At 67.0% G+C, this 1,289-nt stretch carries 1 protein-coding gene; it reads right to left on the bottom strand.

Annotated features, from left to right (window positions below):
- Positions 1–1,289, bottom strand: a 1,289-nt coding sequence (locus ACFDR9_RS27725; protein ID WP_409033079.1) for a non-ribosomal peptide synthetase, incomplete at both ends; no start/stop codon positions are given.

Below are 1,289 nucleotides of genomic sequence, written 5' to 3' on the forward strand. Positions count from 1 at the left end.
ATGCGCCAGGTGACTGGCGTGGCCTGCATCACCGTGACCTGCGCGCGTTCGATCAGCGCGGCGAGCTGTTGCGGATCGTTCGCCACGGCGCCGGGGCACAGCACGGTGCGGGCGCCGCTCACCAGCGGCAGAAACACTTCCAGCACGGCGATATCGAAAGACAGCGACGTGACGTTCAGCACCACGTCGGCGGCGGCGACGCCGGGCGTTTCCCGCATGGTGTTCAGGAAGTTGACGACGCCGCGGTGCGGCACCTGCACGCCCTTGGGCTTGCCGGTCGAACCGGAGGTGTAAATGACGTATGCGATGTGCTCGCCTTCGACCGGGCAATGCGGATTGCCGTCGGCATGCCGGGCCGCCATCGGCCAGTCGCGGTCCATGCAAAACAGTTGGGCGGAACAGGCCGGCAAGCCCTTGAGCAGACTGTCCTGAGTGAGCAATACGCGCGGCTGCGCGTGCTCCAGCATATACGCCAGCCGGGCGCTCGGATAGGCCGGGTCCAGCGGCACGTAGGCGCCGCCGGCCTTCAGGATGCCCAGCAGCGCGACCACCAGGTCGAGCGAACGCTCCAGGCACACGCCGACCAGGGTTTCCGTCGTGACGCCGATGTCGCGCAAATGGCCGGCCAGTTGATTGGCGCGCCCATTCAGTTCGGCGTAGCTGAGTTCCACCCCGTCGAACGCCACGGCCACACGGTCCGGCGTGCGCGCCGCCTGGGCTTCGACCATGCCGTGCAGCGTATCCTGGGGATAGGCGCGCGCAGTGTCGTTCCAGTCCAGCAGCAACTGGCGCCGCTCGGCGTTCGGCAGCAGCGGCAGGTCCGCCACGCGCATGTCCGGCTCGGCTACCACCGCTTCCAGCAGGCGCGTCAAATGACCCGCCATCCTTTCTATCGTTGTCGCGTCGAACAGGTCGGTGCTGTATTCGAACGCGCTCAGCAATTGCCCACCCTCTTCCCGCACATTCCAGGTCAGGTCGAACTTGGCCGGCGCGTCCACGCCGGGCAACGCTTCGAGGGTCAGGCCCGGCAGCGCCAGTCCGCTCAACGGTGCGTTCTGCAACACCAGCATCACCTGGAACAGCGGCGCATGGCTGGCGTGGCGCTCGGGGTTCAAGGCCTCGACCAGTTGTTCGAAAGGCAGGTCCTGGTGCGCGTACGCGCCCAGCGCGCTGGCGCGCACTTGTTGCAGCAAGTCGCTGAACGCGGCGTTGCCGTCAACCTGGGTGCGCAGCACCAGCGTGTTGACGAAGAAGCCGATCAGCGGCTCCAGTTCGGCCCGTTGGCGATT

It is taken from the genome of Janthinobacterium sp. CG_23.3 (assembly GCF_046115965.1).
Classification (GTDB): domain Bacteria; phylum Pseudomonadota; class Gammaproteobacteria; order Burkholderiales; family Burkholderiaceae_D; genus Janthinobacterium.